The organism is Saccharopolyspora sp. NPDC049357 (assembly GCF_040677225.1).
Taxonomy (GTDB): domain Bacteria; phylum Actinomycetota; class Actinomycetes; order Mycobacteriales; family Pseudonocardiaceae; genus Saccharopolyspora.
Genome location: NZ_JBFAQJ010000014.1, coordinates 1 through 19463 on the forward strand (window position 1 = coordinate 1; position 19463 = coordinate 19463).

Annotated in this window: 19 protein-coding genes and 1 tRNA gene; 13 read left to right on the plus strand and 7 right to left on the minus strand. The window is 70.0% G+C overall.

The window, feature by feature from the left end:
* Positions 1-858 precede the first annotated feature (858 nt).
* Positions 859-1332, minus strand: coding sequence for a histone-like nucleoid-structuring protein Lsr2 (locus tag AB0J91_RS14225; protein ID WP_363795974.1), 474 nt, complete (start codon positions 1330-1332; stop codon positions 859-861).
* A gap of 360 nt (positions 1333-1692) precedes the next feature.
* Between AB0J91_RS14225 and AB0J91_RS14230 the strand changes: the two genes are divergently transcribed.
* Positions 1693-2037, plus strand: a complete 345-nt coding sequence (locus AB0J91_RS14230; RefSeq protein ID WP_132627252.1) for an Lsr2 family protein — start codon at positions 1693-1695, stop codon at positions 2035-2037.
* 126 nt (positions 2038-2163) lie between these two features.
* Here the strand turns inward: AB0J91_RS14230 and rbsK are convergent, their stop codons facing one another.
* Positions 2164-3057 (minus strand): ribokinase, encoded by an 894-nt coding sequence (gene rbsK / locus AB0J91_RS14235; protein WP_363868148.1) that lies wholly within the window; start codon positions 3055-3057, stop codon positions 2164-2166.
* A 114-nt stretch (positions 3058-3171) separates the two neighbouring features.
* Between rbsK and AB0J91_RS14240 the strand changes: the two genes are divergently transcribed.
* On the plus strand, positions 3172-4233 hold the full coding sequence (locus AB0J91_RS14240; protein WP_363868151.1) for a hypothetical protein: 1062 nt from the start codon (positions 3172-3174) through the stop codon (positions 4231-4233).
* Between the two features lie 114 nt (positions 4234-4347).
* Here AB0J91_RS14240 and AB0J91_RS14245 read toward each other — a convergent pair whose 3' ends face one another.
* The 4 genes from AB0J91_RS14245 to AB0J91_RS14260 form a co-directional block, all read right to left on the minus strand.
* A complete protein-coding gene (locus tag AB0J91_RS14245) occupies positions 4348-5217 on the minus strand; it encodes a spermidine synthase (protein WP_363868154.1) in 870 nt (289 codons plus the stop codon).
* A gap of 265 nt (positions 5218-5482) precedes the next feature.
* A complete protein-coding gene (gene speD / locus AB0J91_RS14250) occupies positions 5483-5875 on the minus strand; it encodes an adenosylmethionine decarboxylase (protein ID WP_363795966.1) in 393 nt (130 codons plus the stop codon).
* Positions 5876-5955: 80 nt separating this feature from the next.
* Positions 5956-7179 (minus strand): type III PLP-dependent enzyme, encoded by a 1224-nt coding sequence (locus AB0J91_RS14255; RefSeq protein WP_363868157.1) that lies wholly within the window; start codon positions 7177-7179, stop codon positions 5956-5958.
* Between the two features lie 285 nt (positions 7180-7464).
* Positions 7465-8964: a helix-turn-helix domain-containing protein gene (locus tag AB0J91_RS14260; protein ID WP_363868159.1), complete on the minus strand. Its 1500-nt coding sequence runs from the start codon at positions 8962-8964 to the stop codon at positions 7465-7467.
* 255 nt (positions 8965-9219) lie between these two features.
* Here AB0J91_RS14260 and AB0J91_RS14265 point away from each other — a divergent pair, with 255 nt between their 5' ends.
* From AB0J91_RS14265 to AB0J91_RS14310, 10 genes are all read left to right on the plus strand, one after another.
* Positions 9220-10083: an FAD binding domain-containing protein gene (locus AB0J91_RS14265; protein WP_132676364.1), complete on the plus strand. Its 864-nt coding sequence runs from the start codon at positions 9220-9222 to the stop codon at positions 10081-10083.
* Positions 10074-10544, plus strand: a complete 471-nt coding sequence (locus AB0J91_RS14270) for a (2Fe-2S)-binding protein (protein ID WP_363868162.1) — start codon at positions 10074-10076, stop codon at positions 10542-10544. Before AB0J91_RS14265 ends, AB0J91_RS14270 begins: the two co-directional genes overlap by 10 nt.
* Positions 10537-11877, plus strand: coding sequence for an 8-oxoguanine deaminase (locus tag AB0J91_RS14275; RefSeq protein ID WP_363868165.1), 1341 nt, complete (start codon positions 10537-10539; stop codon positions 11875-11877). The genes AB0J91_RS14270 and AB0J91_RS14275 overlap by 8 nt, the downstream gene beginning before the upstream one ends.
* Before the next feature lie 2 nt (positions 11878-11879).
* Complete coding sequence (gene pucD / locus AB0J91_RS14280; RefSeq protein WP_363868168.1) at positions 11880-14186, plus strand: xanthine dehydrogenase subunit D; 2307 nt, start codon at positions 11880-11882, stop codon at positions 14184-14186.
* A gap of 29 nt (positions 14187-14215) precedes the next feature.
* Positions 14216-14701, plus strand: a complete 486-nt coding sequence (locus AB0J91_RS14285; protein WP_363868171.1) for a nucleoside deaminase — start codon at positions 14216-14218, stop codon at positions 14699-14701.
* Between the two features lie 176 nt (positions 14702-14877).
* Positions 14878-16296 carry an NCS2 family permease gene (locus tag AB0J91_RS14290; protein ID WP_363868174.1) on the plus strand — a complete coding sequence of 473 codons (1419 nt, stop codon included), beginning with the start codon at positions 14878-14880 and terminating at the stop codon, positions 16294-16296.
* Positions 16297-16351: 55 nt separating this feature from the next.
* Positions 16352-16930 (plus strand): nucleotidyltransferase family protein, encoded by a 579-nt coding sequence (locus tag AB0J91_RS14295; RefSeq protein WP_363868178.1) that lies wholly within the window; start codon positions 16352-16354, stop codon positions 16928-16930.
* 103 nt (positions 16931-17033) lie between these two features.
* Positions 17034-17333 (plus strand): hypothetical protein, encoded by a 300-nt coding sequence (locus tag AB0J91_RS14300; protein WP_363795946.1) that lies wholly within the window; start codon positions 17034-17036, stop codon positions 17331-17333.
* Positions 17334-17423: 90 nt separating this feature from the next.
* Positions 17424-18077, plus strand: a complete 654-nt coding sequence (locus AB0J91_RS14305; protein WP_363868181.1) for a TetR/AcrR family transcriptional regulator — start codon at positions 17424-17426, stop codon at positions 18075-18077.
* Between the two features lie 54 nt (positions 18078-18131).
* A complete protein-coding gene (locus tag AB0J91_RS14310; RefSeq protein ID WP_363868184.1) occupies positions 18132-18842 on the plus strand; it encodes an MOSC domain-containing protein in 711 nt (236 codons plus the stop codon).
* Positions 18843-18894: 52 nt separating this feature from the next.
* On the opposite strand, the gene AB0J91_RS14315 is transcribed toward AB0J91_RS14310, so the two are convergent.
* Positions 18895-19116 (minus strand): DUF3618 domain-containing protein, encoded by a 222-nt coding sequence (locus AB0J91_RS14315; RefSeq protein WP_324263389.1) that lies wholly within the window; start codon positions 19114-19116, stop codon positions 18895-18897.
* Between the two features lie 145 nt (positions 19117-19261).
* Between AB0J91_RS14315 and AB0J91_RS14320 the strand changes: the two genes are divergently transcribed.
* A tRNA-Leu gene (locus tag AB0J91_RS14320) sits at positions 19262-19335 on the plus strand.
* Positions 19336-19463 lie beyond the last annotated feature (128 nt).

The following is a 19463-nucleotide window of genomic DNA, read 5'->3' on the forward strand; positions in this document are numbered from 1 at the left end:
CAAAACAGTCCACTGTTGAGTTCTCAAAGAACACACCCACACCATCGCCACAACCCCATTTCCAGGGCCGCAAACTCCGGGGAGTCATTTCCTCGGTGATTCCCGCTCTCGCGGTGTTTCCCACTCTAGACCATCCTGATTTCCTCGGTCAAACCGGGGGTCTCATTCTCGTCCGTCGCCATTCCGTGACCTACAAGCAAGCCCCGTACCCGGCGACACCAAGCGAAAACAACCGCTCAATCGGTATTCACATTATCAAAAGGTCTTACCCGTTTTTCCCGGGTCCCACCACGCTAACACCCTCAGGTTTAAGCGAGGTTCTCGGGGCCCCGTCAGGCCCGGCCCGGTTTTCCCGGCCCGTGTCGCTCTGACCTGGAATACTTTACGCACCCCGAAAAACCCCATGAACACCACCCCCCCTTTAAGGGCGAAACCCCAGGTCAGAGGCCGGTTTCAGGGTCCACCGGCATGAACGGGCCGTGGACGGCAGGAGTAGTGCGCCATCCACCTTCGAGTGGTAGTTGGTCTTTGGATCGAGTGCTGCCCGATTTCGCGGGTAGCCTGCCGACGACTTGTCAGAACGGGGGTAGCGATGGACTCGACTCCGATATACACCGAGCTGCGCAACACTCTGGCTGATCCGGAGGATCGCAACTGGGGCCCGAGCGCCCCACCGGAGTTCGCGGCCGCGCTCGCCGACGGAGCGAACTCGGCACCGGCTAAGGAAACGCGCGCGACGGGCACCCGCACGCGTGCGCGGAGACACCGCGCGGCGGACTGAACAGCACCCGAGAACTCGAACCGCACCGGATTCAGCACATCTCCGGTGCGGTTTTTGCTGCGGTCGTCCCGCCGGATCTAGTCGACGGCGGAGGAGAACAGCGGCAGCGACACCGCCGGCGCCTCGGCACCGGCGTCGGGCTTGGCCTCCTCGGCGGGAACCAGCTCCGACTCCTTCGCCGCGACTTCCTTCGCAGCGACCGGCTCCGGCTCCGCGTCCTTCTCGGGAGCCTGCGCGTCATCCGCCGCTTCGGGCTTCTTCAGCGCGTCGCGGGTGCGCTGGGCTGCGCCGCGAATCTGCTCGGTGAGCTGCTTGTTGGCCTGGCGCGCCTGCTCCTCTTCGCGCTCCTGCTGCTTGGTGCTGCGAGGAGCCGCGGGTTTGGGCGCGCGAGCGGCCTTGATGTAGCGGTCGAGCACAGAACGCAGCGCTTGAGCGTTGCCGTCGTTCAGGTCGATTTCGTAGCTCACGCCATCCAGCGCGAAAGTGACGGTGTGCTTGGCTGGCGACCCGTCGATGTCATCGACGAGATCAACCTGAATCCGCTCGGCCATGATCACCTGTCTCGGGAACGCGCCCCGTCTCGATCCGCGACTTCCAGGTAAGACTACTGCTGGTCCTGACCACGTTGTAGCACGACACTTAGCAGATGTCTCGCACGCAACCATAGAACAGCAGCCCGATCGGCCGAAAACCGCTCGGCCCGCCGGACGTCCGCTGCCGCGGCCCGGTCACCGCCGACTAACGGTCGGTAACCGGGTGCGCCGGTTTTCAACCCAAGGTAATCCGAGCGGCGGCCGAAATTCGAGACCGGGTGGAACATTCTTCCGACGATCGTTTATTGTTCGCTCGCTCTTCGTCGCGCGGGCATGTGCGCGCAGAGACTGGATTCGAGCCGGAATCGAGGTTTAACCGTGGCGCAGAAAGTCACCGTGCAGCTGGTCGACGATGTCGACGGCTCGCAAGCCGACAGCACCGTCGAGTTCGCCCTGGACGGGGTGAACTACCAAATCGACCTGTCCGTCGACAACGCCGCGAAACTGCGGGACGCGCTGGCCTCCTTCGTGGCCAACGCACGTAAGACCGGTGGCCGCAAGCGGTCTGGCAACAAGCCGGGCAAGCCCTCGGGCGCGCCGACGCAGGCCGACCGGGAACGCAACCAGGCCATTCGGGAATGGGCTCGGGAACAGGGCATGCAGGTTTCCGACCGGGGTCGCATTCCGGCTGAGATCGTCGAGGCTTACGACAACGCTCGGTGAACGGCCGGGCACGGGCGGCCGGATTTGGCTTCGGACATTTCCGGCCGTCCGTTAAAGTCCCGCGCATTACCCGGCAATGACCACCGGCGGTGGTCGTCGGCAACGGGTAATCGAGGCTTCCGACTATCAGTTCGCCATGAAGCGGACGATTTCATCCCGAGTGGGCATCGCGCTCGTCGCGCCAATGCGCTGCACGGACAGTGCTGAGCCCGCCGCCGCCCTCCGCAGTGCCGCCGGAACCTCTTCGCCCTCGCCCAGCGCGGCGCTGAGGACACCGACGAAGGTGTCGCCGGCCGCCGTGGTGTCCACCGCCTGGACCTCGAACGCCGGGACCTCGTGGCGGGCTCCCTCGCGGCTGCCGTAGACGCATCCCCGGGCACCTAGGGTGATCACCACCTCGGGAACCAGCTCCAGCAGCGCCGTCAGGGCGCGCTCGGGGTCGTCGTGGCCGGTCAGCACGGCCGCCTCGTGCTCGTTGGGCACGAGCAGGTCGACGTCGCGCAGCAGCTCCTCCGGGAGCGGGACGGCGGGAGCGGGGGTGAGCACGACCCGCACGCCGTTGCGCTTGGCCGCCGCCGCGGCGGCGGCAACTCCGGGCTGCGGGATCTCCAGTTGCAGCAGCAGGCTGTCCGAATCGGCGATGATCTCCTCGTCGCCGTCGGCGAGCGCGTCCACGGTTCCGTTGGCCGCCGGGACCACGACGATCGAGTTGTCACCGCTGTCGTCGACCACGATGTGCGCCGTTCCGCTGCGGCCGGACACCGTTCGCAGGCCCTGGACGTCCACAGCGGATTCCTGGAAGACCCGGCGGATCTCGGCTCCGAACTCGTCTCCGCCGACCGCGCCGATCATGCGCGCGTCCGCACCCGCCTTCGCGGCGGCGATCGCCTGGTTGGCGCCCTTGCCACCGGGAACCGTGCGGAACTCGCGGCCGGTGACCGTCTCGCCCTGCTTGGGCGCGACCGGCACGTAGGCGACCAGGTCCATGTTGCAGCTGCCGAAGACCACCACGCTCGTCACCGGACCATCATGGCCGACTCCGACACCCCGCCTGCTGGACGGGTCACCGGCAGGGGGACGTCGTACCATGCCGTCCAGCAGTCGAGGAGAGGGCGATACGCGGTGGATTACGCGGTGACGGCAGAGCTGACGCCACCTGCCGAGGTGGTGGAGCTGGACCCGCTGCAGCAGGAAGGGGTCGCGGCCGTGCTCGACCGCCACCTCGCCATGGTCGAGGGGGTCAGCGGGCCGGAGGAGTCCGAGATCGACGTGCTCGACTACCGCATCACCGTGCACCCGGCGGGCGTGAGCGTGCTGCTCGCGCTGGACGCGCCGTCGCTGCAGGCGGCGGAGGAGGGCGCGGCCTCGGTGCTCGACGAGCTCATCGTGGAGACCGAGCTGCTGATCGGCTGGTCCGTCGCCGAGTCGGCGGTGCGCATCACCGAGGACGAGTTCAACGAGCGGTTGGCCGCCGCGGACGACGTCGACGCCGACGACGCGCTGCAGGCCGCCATCGAGGAGGCACTGGAGTCCTCCGGTGAGCCCGCGATGGACTCCGCGCACTGGAAGCACCGGCTCACCGAACTCGCGCCCAGGCTGCGGGCCTTCGACACCGGCGTCTTCGGCATCGAGGGCGAGCAGGCGGCGTTGGCCGCGGGCGCCCTGGTGCACGCGGTGCGCGTGGTGACGGACGAGATCTTCTACGACGAGCTCGCGCTGGCGGTCAACAACGCGACCGTCGCCGACGCCGTCGGACTGCTGGTGCTGGAAGAGCTGCCGCCCTGCTACGACAAGCGCTACGACGCGTTCTTCGCCCGCGCGTTCGTGCTGGCCTCAGCGGCCGTGGCGGTCCGGCTCACCGAACCGGTGTGGACCTCGCCGCGCAGCGTCGCCGAAGCGCTCGCGCTGCGGCTGGTGATCAACGAGGCGCGGGTGGTCCTGGAAGCCGCGGAGCTGATGGCCTGGGACGACAGCGAGCCGGTGTTCGAGAACTTCGCGAACGCGACCTTCGGCGGTCTGGAGCACCACGAGCTCTACGAGATCGACGTGCCGCTGGCCGGCGAGGCCGAGCCGGAGGTCGTGGAGCGCGCCGCCAAGCTCGAAGCCGAGCTGCACACCCAGGGCCTCGCCTTCGACCAGTGGTTCCTGCCGCGCGATGGGGCGATGAACTTCCACCCCTACCTCGACGCCCCCTAGGTCAGGGCAGAGGGCTGTTCTGGTCCGAACCGACCAGGATCGATGTCTTCTTCGCCCGGTCGGTTCGGACCAACACCGCCGCGAACCGAGCCCCCGGTCAGGGGCCTGGCGGGGTCACGACTGGTTGCGCACCGAGATCGGGGGGACCGTGGCGCCGATCAGCGACGCGTCGTCGATCGTCTCGGGCTCGTAAGCGCTGCTCGGGAGGGCTTCGAGCATGAGGTTGATCGGGTCGTCGATCGGCTCGACCCGGCCGAACAGGAACGCCCACTCGTGCTCGTCGGAACCGAAGTAGGCGACCGTCTCGAACGCCGACTGGAACCGGTTGTAGGCGCGGATCAGCGTCTCGTTGCGCCACACCGTCGGGCAGCCGCCCTGGAAGGCCACCACCCCACCGGCGGAGAGCACCGACTGGCAGCGCTGGATGAACTCCAGGCCGTAGAGCCGGTTGTGCTGACCGTCGTCGTCAGCGCGCTCGTCGGGCAGGTCGACCACGACGATGTCGTAGCCCTCCGGCGGGGCCGTGTCCAGGAAGCTCCAGCCGTCCGCGAAGTGGATCGCGACCGGGCCTTCGCCCTTCTCGGCGGCCGCCAGCTCCTCCGGCGTGTAGCCGTAGGGCAGGTGCTCGGCGCACTTGCGCACGCACAGCTCGTCGATGTCGACGTGATCCACCCGGGTCGCGCCGGCGGCGACGGCCATCTGGCTGGCCACGCCCTCGCTCGACCCGATGATCAGCACCCGCTCCACCTGCGCGGCCAGCAGGAACGCCGGCACCATCATGGCTTCGTGGTAGACCAGCTGGGAGAACTCGGTGCTCTGGCGGTCGTCGTCGCAGAACAGCGAGACGCCCTGCGCGGTCCGCGCGATCACCACGTGCTGGTAGGGGGTGTCGCCCTCCCACAGCACGTCGTCCACCCGCCACAGGCGCTGCAGGTCGGCGCCCATCGGCTCCTTGATCCACCGGTGCCCGTCGAGTTCGATCAACGGTGTTCCTCCTGAATTCCCCATCGATTTGTGCCAAGCATCCCGCCGGCTCCCGTGGCGGGCCCGCCGACACGCGAAAGTAGACCGTTCCCCGCTCACGTCCAACTGCGGAGATCCGGCAAGCGGCGAAGCCGCTTTCGCCCTCCCCACCTGAGCAACTCGCACCGCCGCGGGTTCTGAGCGGCGTCATGGCGAGCACGCCGCGACGCCGCGCCTTGGACGTGCATCAGGAGTGGCTCGCGTTGAGATCGAACCGTCGAAACGCTCAGCAGACCAGTTCGGCGTAGTCGTGGCCTCGTTGGATCGTCTGCACGTTCTTCGTCGTCGGCTGGAGCGCTTCGGCGAGCAGCTCCACGGCCAACTCCGGTTTCGCGGTGTGCCCGCAGGTGAACACGTCGATGAAGATCGAGCCGTCCTCCGGGTACGTGTGCAGCGAGGCGTGGGACTCCGACAGCAGCGCCAACACCGTGACGCCTTGCGGGTCGAACCGCTTGGCGATCATCTGGCACACCGTGGCGTCCGACTCGCTCAGCGCCTTGTGCAGGACTTCTCGCAGGTACTGCTCGTCGTCCAGCAGTTCCGGTTCAACGCCCTCCAGCTCTGCCAGGACGTGCCTTCCGGTGAACAGACCGACCTGTGCTCCGGTGTCAACGGACATCTATCGACCTCCCATCATTTCGCAGATTCGCCGCGTTTCGCTTCTGGCACCGCCGCGGACGGACGTGCCGTCGCAGCAGATCACGGCCGCTGATCGCCGTCGACGCAATAGGTGGGCAGCGGGGTGAACCCGTTGAAACCCACCGATGAATAGCTCGCGGTGTACGCGCCCGCCGACAGCAGGTCCACCCAGTCGCCGCCGCGCAGCGTGCGCGGCAGCTCGTAGTGGGTCCGCTGGTAGAGCACGTCGTCACCGTCGCAAGTGGGCCCGGCCAGCACGACCGGGCCTTCCTGGTCACCGTCGCGCGAGGTGCGCAACCGGTAGGTGATGGCCTCGCCCTCGGTTTCGGCGAGGCCGTTGTAGCGCCCGATGTCGAGGTACACCCAACGCCGTTGCCCGTCGCAGGAGTCGGTGACCAGCACGACCTCGCTGCGCAGCACACCGGCGTCGCCGACGATGAACCGCCCGGGCTCGATGAGCAGTTCCGGCCGCTGCGGGCCGAACGCGTGCTCCAGCGCCTGCTCGATGGCCGTGACGTAGTCGGCCAGCGGCGGCGCGGTCTCGGTGTACCCGGCGGGCAGTCCCCCGCCGAGGTTGACCATGCGCGGTCGCACTCCGCTCGCGGCGCAGTCGGCGAACACAGCGGCGGCGGCGTCGACGCCGTGCCGGTAGGCGGCCGGGTCCAGCTGCTGCGATCCGATGTGGAACGACACGCCGAAGGGGTCGAGGCCCAGCTCGGCGGCGCGGACCAGCAGTTCCGCGGCCTGCTGCGGGGTGCAGCCGAACTTGCGGCCGAAGGGGGTCTTCGAGCCGGTGTTGTCGACCAGGACGCGGCAGAACACCTGCGAACCCGGCGCGACCTCGGCGATGTTGGCCAGGTCGGCGTGGCTGTCGGTGGCGAACAACCGCACGCCCTGCTCATGGGCGCGGGCGATGTCGCGGCGCTTCTTGATGGTGTTGCCGTAGGAGATCGAATCGGGTGCCGCGCCCTTGGCCAGGCACAGCTCGATCTCACCGGGGCTGGCGACGTCGAACGAGGCGCCCTCGGCGATGAGTTCGCCGACGACCTCGGGAGTGGGATTGGCCTTGACCGCGTAGCAGATGCGCGCGTCCGGCAGCGCAGTGCGCAGTTGCCGGTAGCGGTCTCGCACCTGCGCCAGATCCATGACCAGGCAAGGGGTTTCGGGGTTCTGCTGATCCAGGAATCGCCGGATCGGATCCGGATTCCCGTTGCCCCGCCCGGGTTCCTGCGCGGTGCCGCTCGGGCGGTCCGTCACGCCGGTGGTGGCGGACAGATCGGTCAATCCCGTTACCTCCGTCTCGGGGATGGGTGGGTTCCTCGCCGCGTCTTCGCTGCCCTTCGACCGGGCGCTCGGCGACCGCAACTGCGACCAAGCACGGTACCGCCCCCGAGGTCAGATTTCGAACGGCACCCGACTTGGGACGGCCACCTGTGAGCACTCGCACTGCCCACCACCGCCGGGCACACCGAGCGGATCACCACACCGGGTGCGCTCATTCGAATTTCGCGCGAAGTTCGAGTCCGAAAGTTCGCACCCGAATTTCGCGCGAAATTCGAAAATTCCTGGTCAGGAGGACTCGTCGAGGCGGAGGGCTAGGTAGAAGTCCACTCGGGCACCGAAGTCGGAGAGGTCGCGTCCGGTGAGTTCCTCGACCCGCTGGACGCGGTAACGCAGGGTGTTGACGTGCACGTGCAGCAGTTGGGCGCAGCGCGACCAGGAACCGTTGTTGTCCAGGAACACGCGCAGCGTCCGGACGAGTTCGGAGCCGTGCGCGGCGTCGTAGTCGATGACCGCGGAGAGCAGCCGGTCCCGGTAGGAGCGGCGCAGTTCGTCGGGCGCCGAGGCCAGCAGCACCTCGTGCGAGGCGAGTTCGGCGGCGGCGGCGACCTCGGCGCGTCCGCGGCGCTGCTCGGCGAGCCGGCGGGCGTAGGCGGCCTCGTCGAGCGCACCGCGCAGCGCGGTGGCGGCGGTGATGTCGCTGATGCCCATCGCCAGCCGCCGCTCCCCCAGCCCGGCCTCGGCGACGGCGACGATGCGCCGGAGCTGGTGACCCAGGTCGTCGAGGTGTTCGCGATCGTCGACGAACAGCGCGACGGCGCCGTCGCCCAGCGGGGCGGTCACCGAGGCCATGCCGGTGGCCGCCGCGATCTCGCGTAGCAGGGTCGTGGATTCGGCGGGGGCGCCGACGCCCATCGCCACGGCGCGCAGCGGTTCGTCGGCCGGGAGCCCGGCGGTTTCCAGCCTGGCGGCGACCTCGGTCGGTGAGGAGCTGCCTTCGAGGAGCCTGCGCAGCGCGGCTTCGACGGAGCGGCCGGCGATGCGGCGGGCCTCGTCGACGCGGGCGCGCACCAGCGAGACGACGGTGCCCAGGTCGGTGGCGACGGCTTCGCGGTGCTCGTCCCACTCCACGAGGTCGCCGCTGACCAGCGCGAACCACTGGGCCGCTGTCGGTTCGGCACCGGTCTCGACCGGCCACAGCACGTGCGGCTCGCCCGCGCGCCAGGTGCGCGGCAACCGGCCGCGGGTGAACTCGGCGAGCGCGCCTCGGCGAGTCCGCTCGGGTAGCTCGTCCGTGCCGCCGACGACCCAGCCGGCGGCCGAGAGGACCCAGCAGTCGGCTCCGAGGTCGTCGGCGGCCATGCGCAGCACCCGGTCGAGGTCGGCGCCGGCGGCGACCGCCGAGATCAGCTCGCGGCGAGGGGCGGCGCGCCACTGGATGCGTTCGGCGAGGGCGTTGAAGCTGACCGTGATCGGCACTTCGAACGCGGGCAGCCCGTGCTCCCGGCAGGCCGCCACCAGGTCGGGCGGGGCGTGGCCGAGTCGCGCGGTTCCGGCGGCCAGACCTGCTACTCCGGCGTCGACGAGGGCTCTGACGAACTGCTCGGAATCCTCCGGCCCGCCGTGCCAGACCAGGCCGCTGAGCACCAGCTCACCGCCGGTCAGGTAGCGGCGGGGGTCGATGAGGTCGGTGATGTAGACGCCGCGGACCGGCCGCTCCAGCGCATCCGCGTCGTTGAGCAGCACCAGGCCGAGCTCGTCGTCGGCGAGCAGATCCCGCAGGCGCACCCTCGCTCCTCCGTCAGGCGAGCGGCGGAGCCGCTCCCTCGTCACCCCACCCGAGCGATGGGCACCGCCGGAGCCGGAGGTCCTCCAACCCGCGACGCCGAGCGAATCGAGTGGGTTGACGCCTTTTGTAGGAACATACAACCGCACCCGTTCAGGGGGTAGTCATTTTCGGGGTTTCGCCCGCTAGCCAGGGGCTACTCGACGAATGTGTACTGGGCCACATCAGCGCACCGGCCGGTCGAGAAGGAGTACGACGTGGAATTCCTCCGCCCCGCCAGCTGGCGGGAAGCGCTCGAAGCCAAGGCCGCGCATCCGGACGCCACACCGATCGCGGGCGGGACCGACGTGATGGTCGAGTTGAACTTCGACCGGCACCGGCCCGAGGTCCTGCTCGACCTCACCACCGTGCCCGAGCTCGCCGAGTGGGCGCCGGACGGTGACGTGCTGCGCATCGGCGCGGGCGTCCCCTACGCGCGGCTCATCGAGGAGCTGGGCTCCCGAGTGCCCGGTCTGGCGATGGCCAGCCGGACCGTGGGGTCCCCGCAGATCCGCAACCGCGGCACCGTCGCGGGCAACCTCGGCTCGGCCTCTCCTGCCGGAGACGCCCACCCACCGCTGCTGGCGGCCGGGGCGGGCGTCGAGGTCGAGTCCGTGCGCGGATCGCGGGTGATCCCCGTGGACGAGTTCTTCACCGGTCCGAAGCGCAACGTCCTGGAAGCCGACGAGCTGATCGCCGCCATCCGGATCGCGCCCGCCGCGGGCCCGCAGCAGTTCTCCAAGGTCGGCACCCGCAACGCGATGGTCATCGCGGTGTGCACCTTCGCGATCTCGCTGGACCCGGCGGGCAAGACCGTCGGCACCGGCATCGGCTCGGCCGCGCCCACCCCGATCCGGGCGCGGGAGGCCGAGGACTTCCTCGCCGCCGAACTCGACTGGGACGCCCCGCTGGAGGACTCGGTGGCGCGCCGGTTCGGCGAACTCGTCGCGCAGGCCGCGTCCCCGATCGACGACGTGCGCGGCAGCGCCGACTACCGCAGGCACGCCTTGGGCGTGCTGGCCCGCCGGACCCTGAACTGGACCTGGCACGAGCACCGCTCCGGGAGGCAGGAATGCGCCTGAAGTTCACCGTCAACGGACGCCGGCAGGAGGCCGACGACGTCTGGGAGGGCGAGTCCCTGCTGTACGTGCTGCGCGAGCGGCTCGGCCTCCCCGGTTCGAAGAACGCCTGCGAGCAGGGCGAATGCGGTTCGTGCACGGTCTACGTGGACGGCGTCCCGGCGTGCTCGTGCCTGGTCGCGGCCGGTCAGGCCGAGGGCCGCGAGGTGCGCACCGTGGAAGGGCTCGCCGACGACGAGCAGCTGGACCCGGTTCAGCAGGCCTTCGTCGAGACCGGCGCTGTGCAGTGCGGTTTCTGCACGCCCGGCCTGCTCGTGCAGACCCACGACCTGCTGGAGCGCACCCCGAAGCCCTCGGACGCGGAGATCCGCGAGTCGCTGGCCGGGAACCTGTGCCGCTGCACCGGCTACGAGAAGATCATGGACGCCGTTCGCCTCGCCGCGCAGCGGAGAACCGATGGCTGAGCGGATCGTCGTCGAAGGCGGATCGGTCGTGGCGGTCGATGACGCCGGGACCGAGTTCGCCGAGGGGTACGTGGTCGTCGAGGGCGACCGGATCGTCGCGGTGGGCTCGGGATCGGCTCCGCCTCAGGACGGCCCGGTTCGTCGCATCGACGCCACCGGATGCCTGGTCACTCCCGGACTGGTCAACACCCACCACCACCTCTACCAGTGGGCGACGCGCGGTCGCGCCGTCGACTCCACGTTGTTCGAGTGGCTGACCGAGCTCTACCCGGTGTGGGCGCGGATGGACGTCGAGACCGTCCACGCCGCCGCCTCGGCCGGGCTCGCGCAGCTGGCGCGCTCGGGGTGCACGACGGCCGCCGACCACCACTACGTGTTCCCGCGCGAGGGCGGCGACGTCTTCGGCGCGGTGGTCGCCGCCGCCGAGCGGATCGGCCTGCGGCTGCACGCGGTGCGCGGGTCGATGGACCGCGGACGTTCCCAGGGCGGCCTGCCGCCGGACTCGGTGGTGGAGGACCGCGACGAGGCGCTGGCCGGAACGCAGCAGGCCATCGACGCCTTCCACGACCCCGCGCCGGGCGCCCGCGTCCGTGTTGCGGTCGGCCCGTGCTCGCCGTTCTCGGTGAGCGCGGAGCTGATGCGGGAGGCCGCGGAGTTGGCCCGCCGCAACGGGGTTCGGCTGCACACCCACCTCGCCGAGACCACCACCGAAGAGGAGCAGTGCCAGGCCGAGTTCGGCCGCTCCCCGGTGGAGTACGCCGAGGACCTGGGCTGGCTCGGTTCGGACGTGTGGCTCGCGCACGCCGTGCACCTCTCGCCCACCGCGGTCCGGCGGCTCGCCGAGACCGGTACCGGTGCGGCGCACTGCCCCAGCTCCAACGGCCGGCTCGGCGCCGGGATCGCCCCCGTGCGAGGCCTTCTCAGCGCCGGCGCCCCCGTCGGGCTGGGGGTAGACGGGGTCGCTTCCAACGAGTCCGGCGGGCTCGGCGAGGAGATGCGGCAGGCGCTGCTGCTCGCCCGCGCCGCCGGCGGCCCCAGGGCGATGTCGGTGCGCGAGGCGTTGTGGATGGCGACCCGGGGTGGAGCGCGCTGCATCGGCCGCGAGGACGAGATCGGTTCGCTGGAACCGGGAAAGCTCGCCGACCTCGCCGTGTGGCGTCTCGGCGGGCTCGACCACACCGGCATCCCCGACCCGGTCGCCGCGCTGGTGCTGGGCCGGTTGCCGCAGGTCGAGACGCTGCTGTGCGGCGGAAGAGAAGTGCTCACCGGAGAAGACGTCGTCGAAGAGCTGGATCGGGCGAGCGCCCGGCTGCGCCTGGTGGAGGTGTCGTGATCATGACCAACCGACCGAGTGCCCAGGCACCCACGCGGACGCCGCAGCGGCTCGACGACGCCATCGACGGCGGCATCGGGGAGTCCCCGCTGCGCCCCGACGGCACGTTGAAGGTGCGCGGTGAGTTCGCCTACGCCTCCGACCTGTGGGCCGAGGACATGCTGTGGGGCGCGACGCTGCGCAGCCCGCACCCGCACGCGCGCATCCGCTCCATCGACATCGGCGCCGCCATGGCCATGGCCGGTGTGCACACGGTGCTGACCGCCGAGGACGTGCCGGGCGACAACATCTACGGCCTCAAGACGGTCGACCAGCCGGTGCTGGCCTCCGACGTGGTGCGCTACGTCGGCGAGGCGGTGGCCCTGGTGGCAGCCGATCACCCGGAGACCGCGCGGCGCGCGCTGGAGCGCATCGTCGTCGACTACGAGGTGCTGACCCCGGTGCTCGACGCCGAGCGGGCCGCGCACGACGAGGACCTGCCGAAGCTGCACCCGGACGGCAACGTGGTGCGCCACCAGCGGATCCTCAAGGGCGATCCGGACGCGGCCGCCGACGTCGTCGTCTCGGGCGTCTACACCGTCGGCATGCAGGACCAGGCGTTCCTGGGTCCGGAGTCCGGTCTGGCGATCCCCGCCGAGGACGGCGGCGTCGACCTGTACCTGGCGACGCAGGACCTGCACTCCGATCTCAAGCAGACCGCCCGCGCGCTGGGACTTCCGCCGGAGAAGGTGCGGATGACCATGTCCGGTGTCGGCGGTGCGTTCGGAGGCCGCGAGGACCTGTCGATCCAGGTGCACGTGTGCATGCTCGCGATGCACGTCGGCAAGCCGGTGAAGATGGTCTACAGCCGCGAGGAGTCGTTCTACGGCCACGTGCACCGGCACCCGGCGAAGATGTACTACGAGCACGGCGCGACCCGCGACGGGACGCTGGTGTACGTCAAGGCCGACCAGTACTTCGACGGCGGCGCGTACGCCTCGAAAACCCCCGTGGTGGTGGGCAACGCGACGACGCTGGGCGTCGGCCCGTACGTGGTGCCGAACGTGCGCATCGACGGCTGGGGGCTCTACACGAACAACCCGCCGTGCGGCGCGATGCGCGGATTGGGCGCCGTGCAGCCGACTTTCGCCTACGAGTCGCAGATGGACAAGCTCGCCGCCGAGCTGGGCATGGACCCGGTGGAGCTGCGGGTGCGCAACGCCATCGCCCAGGGCGGGACCATCCCCACCGGCCAGGTGGTCGACTCCCCCGCGCCGGTCGCCGAGCTGCTGGAACGCGTCCGCGCGCTGCCGATGCCGCCCGAGCGCGACACCACCGACATCCGGGAGCTCCCCGGCGGGGCGTCCAACACCACGCACGGCGAAGGCGTGGTGCGCGGGATCGGCTACGGGGTGACGATCAAGAACATCTGCTACTCCGAGGGCGCCGACGACTTCTCCACGGCCCGGGTGCGGTTGCAGCTCCTCGGCGGCGAACCGGCCGCGATGGTGCACACCGCCGCGGCGGAGGTCGGGCAGGGCCTGGTGACCGTGCAGCAGCAGATCGCGCGCACCGAGCTGGGCGTGGAGCGGGTGACCATCCACCCCAACGACACCTCCGTCGGACCGGCCGGTTCCAGCTCCGCTTCGCGGCAGACCTACGTCACCGGTGGCGCTGTGCAGGCCGCCTGCCAGGCCGTTCGCGACGTGCTGTTCGACCGGGTCGTCGAGCGGTTCGGGACCGCGGTCGGGCTGGCGCTGCAGGGCGGCAAGGTCGTCTCCGCCGAAGGTGTCGTCGCCGACCTCGCCGAGGTGCTGGGCGACGACGTCATCGAGGAGACCCGCGAGTTCCACCACCGCCAGACCTCCCCGATGGACGCCGACGGGCGAAGCGATCTGGTGCAGGTGCAGCACGCCTTCTCCGCGCACCGCGCCGTCGTCGACGTCGACACCGAGCTGGGGCTGGTCAAGGTCGTGCAGCTGGCCTGCGCGCAGGACGTCGGCAAGGCCGTCAACCCGGAGGCCGTCCTCGGCCAGATCCAGGGCGGTTCCGCGCAGGGCCTCGGCCTGGCGGTGATGGAGGAGATCCAGGTCAGCGACGGGAAGATCCGCAACCCCTCGTTCACCGACTACCTGATCCCCACCATCCTCGACATGCCGCCGATGGAGATCGACGTCATCGAGCGCGGCGACGACAACGCGCCCTACGGGGTTCGCGGTGTCGGCGAGCCGCCGACGATCTCCACCACGCCCGCTGTCGTCGCGGCCATCCGCGCCGCCACCGGCAAGAACCTCACGCACACGCCGGTCGCTCCCGAGCACATCATCTGAGCACCGACGAAAACCCTTGGAGTGAAACGATGTCCGTGGATGTCGCAACCCAGCAGGAGCAGACCTGGATGGCTCGGGCGATCGAGCTCGCCACCGCCAGCGTGCACAGCGGCGGCGGCCCGTTCGGCGCGGTGATCGTGCGCGACGGCGAGATCGTGGCCACCGGCGCCAACCGCGTCACCTCCGACCTGGACCCGACCGCGCACGCCGAGGTCGTGGCGATCCGCAACGCCTGCCGCGAGCTCGACACGTTCTCGCTGGCCGGCTGCGTGCTGGTGACCTCGTGCGAACCGTGCCCGATGTGCCTGGCCTCCTCGATGTGGGCCCGGGTGGACCGGATCCTCTTCGCCGCCGATCGCGATGACGCGGCGGCGGCCGGTTTCGACGACCGCGCCTTCTACGACGCGATCACCGACCCCACCAAGAACCCGACCGCGGTCGCGCGGATCGAGATCCACAACCGAAACGAAGCGTTCGACGCCTGGCGAGGAAAAGCCGACCGCGTCGACTACTGAGCGGACAATCCCGCGCAATGCACGGCGATGACCGGGTCGCCACCTAGAACGGGCCGCGCACCAGCGGTCCGCACCAGCTAAAACGCCCCGCACCAGGCATTCGGCGAGTTCTCGCCGGGCTCAACCCTGCCCGGAAAACCGACGTCCCGGGGGCGCCCACCGGCATGGGAGGACGCATGACCCAGCAATTGACCACCAGACCCGACAGCGGTCTGGACCGAATCTTCCGGATATCCGAACGCGGTTCCAGCCTCTCCCGCGAGCTGCGCGGCGGCCTGACCACCTTCGTCGCGATGGCCTACATCGTGATGCTCAACCCGCTGATCCTCGGCTCCGGAACCGACGCCACCGGCGCGAAGCTCTCCCCCGAGCAGCTCACCACGGCCACGGCCGCCACCGCCGGTGTCATGACGATCGTGATGGGCCTGGTCGGCAACGCCCCGCTGGCCCTGGCGACCGGACTGGGCGTGAACGCGGTCGTCGCGTTCACCATCGCCCCCACCATGACCTGGGCCGAGGCGTTCGGGCTGGTGGTCCTCGAAGGCATCGTGATCGTCGCGCTGGCGGTCAGCGGCGTCCGCGAGAAGATCATGAACGCCATCCCGGAACCGCTCAAGATCGCGCTCACCGTCGGCATCGGCCTCTACATCGCGCTGATCGGCCTGGTCAGCGCCGGGTTCGTGACCCGCGTGCCGGACGCGCAGGAGACGACCGTGCCGGTGCAGATGGGCACCGACGGGCACCTGTCCGGGATTCCGATCGTGGTGTTCTGCGTGACGCTGCTGGTGATGATCGGCCTGATGGCCCGCCGCACTCCCGGCGCGATCCTGCTGGGCATCGTGGCCGGGACCGTGATGGCGCTGGTGGCCCACGCGGCGCTGGACGTCGCTCCCGACGAGTGGGGAACGGTGGTCCCGGAACTCCCCGCTCAGCTGGTCGGCACCCCCGACTTCGGCCTGTTCGGGCAGGTGGACCTCTTCGGCGGGTTCGCCGCCGCCGGCGGGGTGGCAGCGACGGTGTTCCTGTTCACCCTGGTGCTGTCCGGGTTCTTCGACGCGATGGGCACGATCACCAGCGTCTCCTCGCAGGCCGGGCTGGTCCAGGGCGGCAAGGTCCAGGGCATGGGCCGGATCCTGGCCGTCGACGGTGTCGCCGCCGCGGCGGGCGGGCTGACCGGGGCCGCGCCGAACACGGTGTTCCTGGAGTCGGCCGCGGGTGTCGCCGAAGGCGCCCGCACCGGCCTGGCCAGCGTGTTCACCGGCCTGCTGTTCTGCCTGACGTTGCTGGTCACGCCGTTGGCGTCGGTGGTTCCGGCGCAGGCCGCCGCGCCTGCTCTGGTGATCGTCGGCGGGCTGATGATGTCGCAGGTCCGGTTGATCCCCTGGGACGATCCGGAGTACGTGATCCCGGCGTTCCTGACGCTGGCGGTCATCCCGTTCACCTACATGATCACCAACGGCATCGGTGCCGGTCTGATCGCCTTCGCGGTGATCAAGCTGGCCCGGGGCAAGGTGCGGGAGATCGGCTGGCTGGTCGGCTCGCTGGCGATCGTCTTCGCGGTCTACTTCCTCGTCTCCGGCCTGACCGGGGTCTGAGCCCGCGGGTCCGGGGACGCGCCGCGGCGCGTCCCCGGACCAGTACGGTCGATCCGTGACAGCCCCAGCAGGAGTCGTTCTCGCGGCAGGCGCGGGCCGCCGCTTCGGGATGCCGAAAGCCCTGGTCGACTACCGAGGAGCGCTCCTCGTCGACCGCACCGCGAAGGTCCTGGCCGACGCCGGTTGCGACCCGGTGCTGGTGATCCTCGGCGCCGCCGCCGACGAGGTCCGCGAGCGCGCCGAGCTCGCGGGCGTGACGGCGGTGCTCAACCCCGACTGGCAGTCCGGCATGGGGTCCTCGCTGCGGACCGCGCTGGAGGCGCTGCGGGAGTCCGACGCCCCGGCCGCGGTGATCCTCCCCGTCGACATGCCGGGCATCGGCCCGGAGGCCGTGCGCCGCGTCGCCGCGCTCTCCTCCCCCGACGCGCTCGCCGCCGCTGCGCACGGCGGACGTCGCAGTCACCCGGTGTTGCTGGGCAGGAACCACTGGACCGGTGCAGCCGCGTCCGCAACGGGTGATGCCGGCGCTCGCGACTACCTGAAAGAACGCACGGTGACGATGGTGTCCTGTGACGACGTATCGGACGGCTTCGATGTCGACCGGCCTGAAGATCTGGACCGACCCGCCACGTAGAGTGCCAGGACGACCGAGAGGCGCTGCTGAGAGCCAGTGCACCTAGCATTGTCTTCCGGTCAAGAGCTCGAACGCCCGAGCAAAGTGGAGAGCGGAGGCATTCATGGCTGGCGGTCATATCACCGCGAACTACGTACCCCAGGGCGATGACTGGCAGATCACCGTCACGGATGGTGACGGCAAGAAGACCGCGCGTGCCCCCGGGCTGATCGCCGCTCGGGACCAGGCCGATCAGCTGATCGAGCAGCTCTCGCCCGGCAAGTCCGGCCGCGTGGTGATCCACCTGCTCGACGGAGACGGCTTCGCCTTCACCACCGCCTACCTGCAGGCCAGGCACGGCCTGTCGGACGAGGCGACCCAGCACGCGGCGCGCGCCGCCGCGGCCCACGCACCCGCCCAGTAGCACTGCGGTCCGACCGGATGGACACTGGTCGGTGACTCTTCGCGACCCACCGATCACGCGCGCCGGAGACCTGCCGCCGGGGACCTTAGGATGGCGTTCGTGAACGCGCCGACCAGTAGTGCACCCCAGGAGGAAGCAGCGGTGGCCAGCCTCGAACCGAGCAGGCCGCCCGCCGGCCGGGGACGCCCGCGGGACGCCTCCCGCGATGCCGCGTTGCGCCAGGCCGCCATGGAGGTGCTGGCCCAGGTCGGCTACCGGGCGCTGACCATGGACGCCGTCGCCGCCCAGGCCCGAGCCGGGAAGGCCACGATCTACCGCCGCTGGGACTCCAAGCTCGACCTGGTCATCGACACCTGCAACGAGCTCGTCCAGCGCCGCATCCCGGAACCGGACCTGGGTTCGGTCGCCGACGATCTCGGCGAGTTCCTGCGCGCGTTCGCCACGCTGCTGACCGGGCCGGTCGGCAAGGCCGCGCAAGCGCTGGTCGGCGAGCTGCCGCACGAGCCGGAGCTGGCGCTGAAGTTCCGCGAGTCGTTCCTGCTGCCGCAGCGCGACGTGCTGCGGCGGATCATGGAGCGCGGTGTCCGGCGCGGCGAGATCGGCCCGAACGCCCCGCTCGACACGGTCGGCGAGCTGGCCGGTGCGGGCCTGATCTACCGGCTGATGCTGGCCGACGAGCCGCTGGACACCGGATTCGTGGACCGGTTGCTCAACGAGGCGCTCCTTCCGCTGTTGAAGCGCTGATCGTCTGCTTCACGCGCTACGGTGGCGTCGCCCCGGGGAAACGGAGGTCGGTTCGTGTCCGAGGTTCTCAAGCTCAACCGCTGGCCGGTGAAGTCGCTGCGCGGCGAGCAGCTGTCCGCCGCGCGCTTCGACGAGCGCGGCGTGGCGGGTGACCGCGCCTTCGCGCTGCTCGACGAGCGGCCGAACCGAGCGGGCAACATCCTCACCGTTCGGCAGAACCAGACCTTGCTGTCCTGGTCGGCGAGCTACGGCGACCTGCCGGAGCCGACCGGGCCGCCAACCCTCAGCGGGCCCGATGACCAGCGGTTCTCCTGGGACGACCCGAAGCTCGCGAACGTGCTGGAGGAGTCGCTGGACATCCCGGTGAGCCTGCGCGCGGCCGACGGCCAGCAGGACCGCGGACCGACGGTGCTGGTCACCTTCGAGTCATCGCTGCGCGGGCTGAGCGAGGAGATGGGCGCTGACGTGGACCTGCGGCGCTTCCGCACGAACCTGCACGTGGACGCGGATCTGCCGCCGTTCGCAGAGCAGGACTGGGAAGCGGGTGCCACGATCACCGCCGGCGAGGTGGAACTGGCCGTGACCGGCGAACACGCGGGTCCGTGCATCCGTTGCGCGGTGCCGAGCTGGGACGCCGACGGGCGCGAGCGCTGGCGGGAACTGCAGGCTCACCTGATCGAGCGACACGAGAACAAGTTCGGCGTGATCATGCGGGTGACCCGGCCGGGCACGGTGACCGTGGGCGACGCGGTCCGAGCGGGTTGAGCGGGTTCCGGTGTTCTGGGGCCAGGTCCGAGACCCCAGAACGCCCGGCACCTCACTTGAACAGCTTGCGCACGACCACCGCGGTGACCAGTGCACCGACCCCGATGAGCGCGTAGCGCACCTTGGGATCGTTCAGCTTCTCCATGACGCTGGCTTTGCCGGCGTCGACGAACCGCTGCGGATTCGCCTGCACGCTCAGCCTGTCCAACGTGTCGGCCAGCGCGTCACGCGCCTGCTCGATGTCACGCTCGATGGCATCTTGATCACGGGCCACGTGTCCTCCTCACGTTCACCTGGCTGCCCACACCGTAGTTCACCGCGGAATCCACGCCGCATCAGCCGCGCCCGTGTCGCCTGCTCGGGTCTCCGCAGCCGCCTCAAGAACAAGATCGACGAGCGCGATACGCTGTGCGCATCGAGGGGCCGTAGCCCAATTGGCAGAGGCACTAGGTTTAGGTCCTAGACAGTGAGGGTTCGAGTCCCTCCGGCCCCACAGAACAGCAGCGGAAGCTGCACATGCGCACCTGCGTTCCGTCGGCATAGGGTCACTCAGCACGAAGCCTGATCAAACGACGGGCCTTATACACACGGCCAACCCTGGAAGATGTGGGCGCTTCGTCC